Annotated in this window: 7 protein-coding genes and 1 pseudogene; 3 read left to right on the forward strand and 5 right to left on the reverse strand. The window is 68.3% G+C overall.

Going from position 1 to position 7391, the window contains the following annotated elements:
- The 4 genes from QK444_RS28895 to QK444_RS28910 form a co-directional block, all read right to left on the reverse strand.
- Nucleotides 1–885 (reverse strand): aminotransferase class I/II-fold pyridoxal phosphate-dependent enzyme (locus QK444_RS28895; protein ID WP_282785290.1); only part of this gene is annotated, 885 nt, incomplete at its 3' end.
- On the reverse strand, nucleotides 882–1895 hold the full coding sequence (locus QK444_RS28900; RefSeq protein ID WP_282785296.1) for a 3-oxoacyl-[acyl-carrier-protein] synthase III C-terminal domain-containing protein: 1014 nt from the start codon (nucleotides 1893–1895) through the stop codon (nucleotides 882–884). The genes QK444_RS28895 and QK444_RS28900, both read right to left, overlap by 4 nt.
- 36 nt (nucleotides 1896–1931) lie before the next feature.
- Nucleotides 1932–2588 carry an SRPBCC family protein gene (locus QK444_RS28905; protein WP_282785291.1) on the reverse strand — a complete coding sequence of 219 codons (657 nt, stop codon included), beginning with the start codon at nucleotides 2586–2588 and terminating at the stop codon, nucleotides 1932–1934.
- Nucleotides 2585–4399, reverse strand: coding sequence for a thiamine pyrophosphate-binding protein (locus tag QK444_RS28910; protein ID WP_282785292.1), 1815 nt, complete (start codon nucleotides 4397–4399; stop codon nucleotides 2585–2587). Before QK444_RS28910 ends, QK444_RS28905 begins: the two co-directional genes overlap by 4 nt.
- Before the next feature lie 163 nt (nucleotides 4400–4562).
- On the opposite strand from QK444_RS28910, the gene QK444_RS28915 reads away from it, so the two are divergent.
- From QK444_RS28915 to QK444_RS28925, 3 genes are all read left to right on the forward strand, one after another.
- Nucleotides 4563–5072: an EXLDI protein gene (locus QK444_RS28915; RefSeq protein ID WP_282785293.1), complete on the forward strand. Its 510-nt coding sequence runs from the start codon at nucleotides 4563–4565 to the stop codon at nucleotides 5070–5072.
- Nucleotides 5073–5191: 119 nt separating this feature from the next.
- Nucleotides 5192–6181, forward strand: coding sequence for an ATP-binding cassette domain-containing protein (locus QK444_RS28920; RefSeq protein WP_282785294.1), 990 nt, complete (start codon nucleotides 5192–5194; stop codon nucleotides 6179–6181).
- The gene (locus QK444_RS28925) at nucleotides 6178–6981 is read left to right on the forward strand and encodes an ABC transporter permease (protein WP_282785295.1); all 804 of its coding nucleotides are present in this window, start codon (nucleotides 6178–6180) and stop codon (nucleotides 6979–6981) included. Before QK444_RS28920 ends, QK444_RS28925 begins: the two co-directional genes overlap by 4 nt.
- 49 nt (nucleotides 6982–7030) lie before the next feature.
- Here QK444_RS28925 and QK444_RS28930 read toward each other — a convergent pair.
- Nucleotides 7031–7391 (reverse strand): annotated as a pseudogene (locus tag QK444_RS28930) (hypothetical protein); the annotation flags it as partial.

Here is a 7391-nt window from a genome sequence, read left to right on the forward strand (position 1 = left end):
GGGCAGATACAGGAAGTTGCCGCTGCCGCGCGGAACCCGGATGCCGTTGCGCCGCAACCGGGTACGCAGCAGTTCCCGTTCGGTGGTGATGCGCAGGACGCGCACGGCGAGTTCGTCGGCCGCCGCGTAGGAGGCCGCCACCGCCGCCACCGCGCCGCTCGGCATCCCGAACGGCAGTTGCAGCCGTCGTACCCGGCGCATGAGCTCCTCGGATCCGAAGGCGTAGCCGATGCGCAGCCCGGCCAGCCCGTACGCCTTGGAGAAGGTGCGCAGCACCAGCAGGTTCGGATGCCGCCGGACCAGCTCTATCGTGTCGAGAGCCTCGGCCGCCCCGAGGAATTCGACGTACGCCTCGTCCAGGATCACCGGTGTCCGGGCGGGCACGGCGTGCAGGAACGCCTTCAGCTCACTGCCGGAGACCACCGTTCCGGTCGGATTGTGCGGGCGGCATACCGCCACCAGGTCGGTCCGGTCGTCGATCGCCGCGACCATATCCCACAGGCGCTGCCGACCGGACGAATCCAGCGCTATGCCGACCGATTCCAGCCCGGTCATGGCCGCCATGATCGGGTAGCCGTCGAAGGTGGGCGTCGCGAACACCATGCGACGGCCGGGGGCGGCCAGGGTCTGCATGATCTGCATGGTCACCCCGGTGGCTCCGGTCCCGACCACCACCTGGTCCGGCGTCACCCCCACGTGCTCGGCGATGAGCCGCGGCAGCCGCCGCGGCTCGAACTCCGGGTACAGATTCGTGCGGGGCAGTTCCGCGCTGAGCGCCCGCAGTACCGAAGGCAGTGGGGGAAAGGGGTTCTCGCTCAGACTCAGGTCGTAGCGAACCGGTGCGCCACCCGGTTCCGGGGTGCCGGGCACCGGCAGGGCGGTCATCCGACCGCACCCCAGCGCACGGCGGCAGCGCCCGCGAAGTCCCCGGCGTGGGCGAAGGCCGACATGAGCACCACCGATCCGGGCCGCAGCCGCCCCGCCCGCTGCTCCGCGTCGAGGGTGACGGGAATGGCGGCGGCGAACAGGTTTCCGCATTCGTCGAAGGTGTCGGGGTGACGTTCGGCAGGCAGTTCCAGGGCGTCGTGCCAGTTGCGCAGGAACAGCCGGTTGGGCTGATTGGTGACGAAGGTGTCGATATCGCGGCCCTTCACCCCGATGCGGTCGCAGACCGCCAGGGCCACCTCGGGCACCAGCCGATTGCCGCGCGCGAACACCTTGGTGATCTTGGATTCGCTGAAGGTCACACAGCCCTGCCCCTCGCCCGGCTCCCAGTACTTGCGCTCGGAACCGGTGGAAAAGTCCATATCCCCGGCGAATTCGGGGTACGTACGGCATTCGATACCCAGGATCGGCGCGCTGTTGTCCTTCACCAGCAGGCCCACGCCGCAGCCGTCGCCGGGCACCGGCGCCTGTGCCTTGCCGCGAATCTCGGACTGGGTGAAGACCGGCCCCGCGCAGTTCTGGGTGGCGGCGATGAGCGCGGTGCGGGCGTCGGTGGCGCGCATGAGATCCCGCGCCAGCGACATCATGTGCACGAAGGCCGCGCAGCCGCCGTTGTGCACATCGATCACATGCTTGGGTCGCATGCCCAGCCGCCGTGCCACCTCGGGACCGGCCCCCAGCACGGGATTGTCCGGCAACTGGGTGTGGGTGAGCAGGATGTCGACGGACGAGATGTAGTCGCGCCCATGGCGTTCGATGAGCGGCTCGACGGCGCGCTCCACCATGTCCACCGCCGTCTCATCACGGTCGACGTGATGGCGGGCGCGCGGGGCGCGGAACATGACGTTCTTCGCCATCCGCTCCGAGCGGGAGAACCGGGTGAAGTACTCGGTGCCGACCGGGTCGCCGGGCAGATAGCTCGCCACGTCCACCAGGCTGACCGGTGGCAGTGCGAGCGCCGGGTCGGTGAAATCCACTGCGCTACCTCACTTCATCCAGTCGGGCTTGATCGGCAGACCGTGCGCGGCACGGTATTCGCAGATCGCCTTGAGATTGTCGAGTTCGAGCTTGTGCCCGGCGGAGAACATCTCCCAGAAGTCACCCACCCAGACGGTGCGGCCCGCGGGCGCGGCCTCCGGGTAGGGGTTCTCGTCGTAGAACGGGTGGCGGCAGTTCGTCCACAGCACCACCGATCCCGGCTTGTTCAACACCACCTGGGCGTCGACCACCCGCATCAGATAGATCATCCACAGGTGTTCGCCCTGATCCCAGGCGCAGTGGTAGTCGACCGTCATGGCGTCCGGATTGGCGACGGTGCGGGTGTAGATCTCGGTGTTCGGTCCCAACCGATCGGCGGCCAGCCACAGTCCCGGCTCGTCGGTCTCGGTGAAGCCGCGCAGACTGTAGGTCCACTCCTCCAGACTCCTGGTGTCCGAAAGGTATTCGTAGACCTCCCGGGGCGGCGCGGCGATGTAGTCCTGGACCGGACAGTACTGCCCGAAGATCTGATCGTGCGGATACACCGACCGCAGCATGTCCATGATGATCGGCGTGGTGGCCTCCCGGTCGGAGTTCTCGATCCGCAGCACTCCGGGCACCACCTCCTCCGGAATATCGCTGAGAGCGGGCAGGGCGGTGGTCACGGGAGCCTCCTCGAAGCGGTCAGGAAGGGGGTGAACGGGGGGACCTCGTCCGGATCGCAGTCCACGGCCACGAACGAGGGTCCCGGGGCGCCGACGCACCGCCGCAGCGTCGCGGCGAGTTCGGCGTGGGTGGTGGGTCGATGGGTGCGCAGGCCCGGGAACATGGCGGCCACGCCCGCGCCGATATCGGCGGGTTGAAAGCGGTTGTAGCTGTAGCGGTCTCCGTAGAAGAGCTGTTCGCGGGTGATGCACATGGCGTGCGCGTTGTTGTTGAGCACCACGAAGGTGATGGGCAGCCGGTGTTCGACGGCGGTGTGGATCTCCATGCCGTGCATGAAGAACGCGCCGTCTCCGGCGATGACGACGGTGTGCCGCACCTCGCCGTCGGCGCGGCGGCACCGGGCGAAGGCGGAACCGATTCCGGCTCCGAACGCGTACCCCATCCCGCCCATCCCCAGTGCGACGGTGAAGCGTCCGCCGCGCGGCACGCGCAGATGGTGGACCACCGACGCGCCGGTATTGCCCGCGTCGGCGAAGACGTCCGTGCCGTCCGGCAGCGCGTCGTTGAGGGTTTCGACGATGGCGCGATACCGCAGGCCCGGTCCGTCGGCCGGGGGGACGTCGAGGGGGGTGAGCACGTTCACCCGCGACTGCGCCCCGGCCGGCGTCGGCAACTCCGGTCCGGAACCGAGGGGCGTGGTCGTGGACGCGTATTCACTAGTCATACGGCCGGAATCGCGGACGGCGGGTGCGATATCGCCGGTGGGGTGGGTGAGATCGGTGCACAGGTCGGCGAGCGTGGCGGCCAGGTCGGTGGTGTGGGCGTGCAGGCTGGGCAGGAACGGTGATTCGGCTCCGATACCGGCCAGCGTGACCGCGCTCAGCGCGTCCTCCAGCCCGGCCCGCGCCGTGATCGGCATTCGGGTGCCGACGAGCAGACACAGCTCCGCCCGGTGCAGCGCGTCGAGCAGTTCGGGATGTCCCATGCTGCCCGCCACTCCGCAGTAGCCGGGCGCATGATGGTCGTAGACGTCCTTGGCATCGGGTGCGACGCCGACCGAGGCGTCGAGCAGGCGTGCGAGCCTTGCCAATTCGTCTCGGGCGTCGTCGCGGGCGACCTGGTCACCGGCGATGATCACCACCTTGCCGGTGGCGCGGGCGGTCCGCAGCGCCCGCCGCACCCGCTCCAGCCCGGCGCGATCGCGGCGGTGCGCCCGCGCGGGCGGGTGGAATTCGGGCGGCGTCGACAGCTCGGCCTGCTGAATATCCTTGGGCAGCAACAGTACCGCGGGCCCGCCGGACCGGGCCGCCGCCACCGCGTCGCGCAGCTGCGTGGGAAGGTCGGCGGGGGATTCGACGCGCGCGCAGTAGCGGGTGAGGGGTGAGAACAACCGCACGGCGTCGAATGCCCCCGCTCGACCGCTGGAGTCCTGGAAGGCGCCCTTGCCTTCCAGGACCGTCGGGGGCTGCCCGACGAGTGCGAGGACGGGGACTCGGGAGGCGAAGGATTCGGCCAGTCCGGCGACCAGGTTCACCGCGCCGCCGCCGGAGGTCGCGACGACCACGCCGAGTCCGGCGGTGGAGCGGGCGTAGCCGTCGGCCATGGTGGCGGCGGAGAATTCGTGTTTGGCGACCACGGCGGTGAGCGGTGAGCGGTCGTCGTCGGCCCGCCGTTCGAGGGCGGCATTGTGGTCGAACACGGCATCGTAGAGGTCTTCGATATTCGCGCCGTCCACGCCGAACAGATGCCGGATCCCCAGTCGCGAAACGGCTCGAACCAGATAGTCGACGACCCGGGCCCCGCTGTCCATACACGTCCTCTCGCTGCCGACGGGCTGTCGAGAGCCGGTGCCCGCCGCGTGTAGGGAGATACGGAGCCGATCCACGAGTGGTTCAACGCTGCATTATCGGCGATTCGACCGGGCTGGAATGTCGAGTCTTGTGTGTACGTATACGTCTACGTATAGTGAAGTCATGCCGAACAAGACGATCTACGTATCCGATGACGACCTGACGCTGTTCAGCCGTGCTCAGGAGCTGGTCGGCGGCAATCTGTCCGGTGCGATCGTGACGGCACTGCGTCGCTATATCGAACTGGAGGAGGGCCGACTCGAGGGCTTCGAGGAGATTGTGCTCCCCGTGGGGCACAACGGGGTGCGCCAGGTCCGCTTCTCCGGTTCATTGCTGGGCGAATGGCGCGATATGGACGACACCGCGCAGCGGCACGTGCGGGTGTACCGCAGCCGCAAGGGCAAATTCGTCGCCCACGACCATGTCGCCGACTGGAACGACATGGTCACCGGATCGCTGACGGATAGGAAGAGCTGGCGGCGCATGTTCGGCGTCGGCGACCCGGACTGGGGTGACTACAACCTGACCATCGTGGACGACATCGAGGAGCTGCGGGGGCTGATCCCCGATCAGCTGTTCCGGCGCGTCGCCGATATCGCCGACCGCCCGCCGGTGGAGGACCTCGACATCTGAGTCGAGTAACCCGCCTCCCAACCGAATAGACGACCGCGAAACCTTGACCGGCCCGCCGGGCTGTCACGGCCTACTTGATCCATGCATTTATTCGTATCCCATGATGAAAGAAGCAACCTATGACCGTCGCACACCGCACCCCGGCCATCGTGGCCGACGGGTTGTGCAAATCCTTCGGTGAGCACATCGTGCTCGACCGGATCGACCTCGCGGTCCCCGAGGGCACCATCTTCGCCCTGCTCGGCCCGAATGGCGCGGGCAAGACCACCACCGTGCGCATCCTCGCCACCCTGCTCCGCCCGGACGGCGGCACCGTCACCGTCGACGGGTACGACCTCGCGAGCGAGCCCGCCGGGGTGCGGTCCGCCATCGGCGTCACCGGACAGTTCGCCGCCGTGGACGAACTGCTCACCGGGCGCGAAAACCTGCTGCTCATGGGCGATCTGCACCATCTGCCCCGGAGCGAGAGCGCCGCCATCGCCGACGAACTGCTGCGGCGCTTCGACCTGGAGGAGGCCGCCGACAGACCCGCGGGCGGCTATTCCGGCGGCATGACCCGCCGCCTCGACCTGGCCATGACCCTGGTCGGTGATCCGAGCGTCATCTTCCTCGACGAGCCCACCGTGGGCCTGGACCCGCGCAGCCGCCGCGTGGTCTGGGATATCGTGCGCGACCTGGTCGCGGGCGGCGTCACCGTGCTGCTCACCACGCAGTATCTGGAGGAGGCCGATCAGCTGGCCGACCGCATCGCGGTACTGCACGACGGCCGCATCGTCGCCGAGGGTACGGCGGACGAACTCAAGCGGCTCGTCCCCGGCGGCTACATCCGGCTCGACTTCGCCGACCGGGACGCCTTGGTCGCCGCCGCCCGGATATTCGGGGGCGCCGCACAGGTCAATGGTGATCTGACCCTCGCCATCCCCAGCGACGGCGGGGTGCGTTCGGTGCGCGAGGTGCTCGACCGCCTCGATGTCGAGCGCATCGAACCCGAGGGGCTGTCCGTGCACACGCCCGACCTCGACGACGTCTTCCTCGCCCTCACCGGATCCGGATCGGCCGACGCCGGCCGCGCCGACACCGACCGCATCGAACAGGAGATCGTGCGATGAGCACCGTGCAGACCGCGACCCGAACCTATGACACCAGATCGCACGGGATCGCCGACACCAAGACGATGCTGCGCCGGAATCTGCTGCACGCCAAGCGCTATCCCGGGCTGGCGACGAGCGTTGTGCTGATGCCGATCATTCTGCTGCTGATGTTCAACTACATCTTCGGCGGCGCGCTGAAGGAGGCCACCGGGGACGCGAAGTACATCGACTACCTGGCCCCCGGCATGATGCTGATGGTTCCGGCGTTCGTCTGCGCGGGTCTGGCGGTCATGGTGGCCAGCGATATGACCAAGGGCATTGTCAGTCGGTTCCGGTCCATGTCGATCGCGCAGTCGGCCATGCTCAACGGCCAGGTGATCGGTACCGCCATCCAGGCCCTGCTCGGCGTGATCGCCATGACTCTGGTGGCTTTCGCCGTCGGTTTCCGCACGAACGCGAATCCACTGGAATGGCTTGCGGCCCTTGGCCTGATCGTCCTCGTCACCATCGCGCTGAACTGGCTGGCGGTCGGCATCGGCTTGATCGCCCAGACCCCGGAGAGCGCGGGCAATCTGCCGCTGCCCATCACCATGCTGCCCTTCCTCGGCAGCGGTCTGGTGCCCACCGACACCATGCCCGCCGGGGTGCGGCAGTTCGCCGAGTACCAGCCCTTCTCGCCGATCACCGAAACCCTGCGCGGACTGCTGATGGGCACCGAGATCGGCAAGAACGGCATCTTGGCCATCGCCTGGTGCGTGGCTCTCGCGGTGCTCGGCTACCTCTGGTCCAATGCCATGTTCCGCAGGCGCGCGAACTGACCGACCGGGTGAAACCCCCTGCCTTCGCAGGGGGTTTCACGTCGCCCCGCTACTGCCCGAGCGTCGCCGACAGCAGCACCCGGCCCGCCTCGTCGCGCACCTCGATGGCCCGCAACCGTTCCGGGGGCACGGAAGTCGTTCCGTCCGGGGTGAATTCCGCTCCGGGCGCGGCGGTCCACTCCGCCAACTTGGACTGGGTGCCGTCCGTGCGCACCACCCACAGCGACAGCTCCCACTCATAGGCGTAGTCGCTGGCCGCGTAGGCGCACCACATGTCCACGCGCGATTCCCCGTTCACCGCCAGCAGTTCGAAGGTCGCGGTGATCGGGATCGGGTCCGGTGATTCCAGCGGACCCTGCGCCACCACCTGCTGGACCGAGACGGGCGCGCGGTCGGTGACCGCGGTCGTC

The sequence above is a fragment of the Nocardia sp. CC201C genome (genome assembly GCF_030010695.1).
GTDB lineage: Bacteria > Actinomycetota > Actinomycetes > Mycobacteriales > Mycobacteriaceae > Nocardia > Nocardia otitidiscaviarum.

Bases quoted from the DNA above. Each gene is read 5' to 3' on its own strand.
- QK444_RS28910 (WP_282785292.1), bottom strand. From the start codon at position 4,399: ATGGACAGCGGGGCCCGGGTCGTCGACTATCTGGTTCGAGCCGTTTCG.
- QK444_RS28915 (WP_282785293.1), top strand. From the start codon at position 4,563: ATGCCGAACAAGACGATCTACGTATCCGATGACGACCTGACGCTGTTC.
- QK444_RS28920 (WP_282785294.1), top strand. From the start codon at position 5,192: ATGACCGTCGCACACCGCACCCCGGCCATCGTGGCCGACGGGTTGTGC.
- QK444_RS28925 (WP_282785295.1), top strand. From the start codon at position 6,178: ATGAGCACCGTGCAGACCGCGACCCGAACCTATGACACCAGATCGCAC.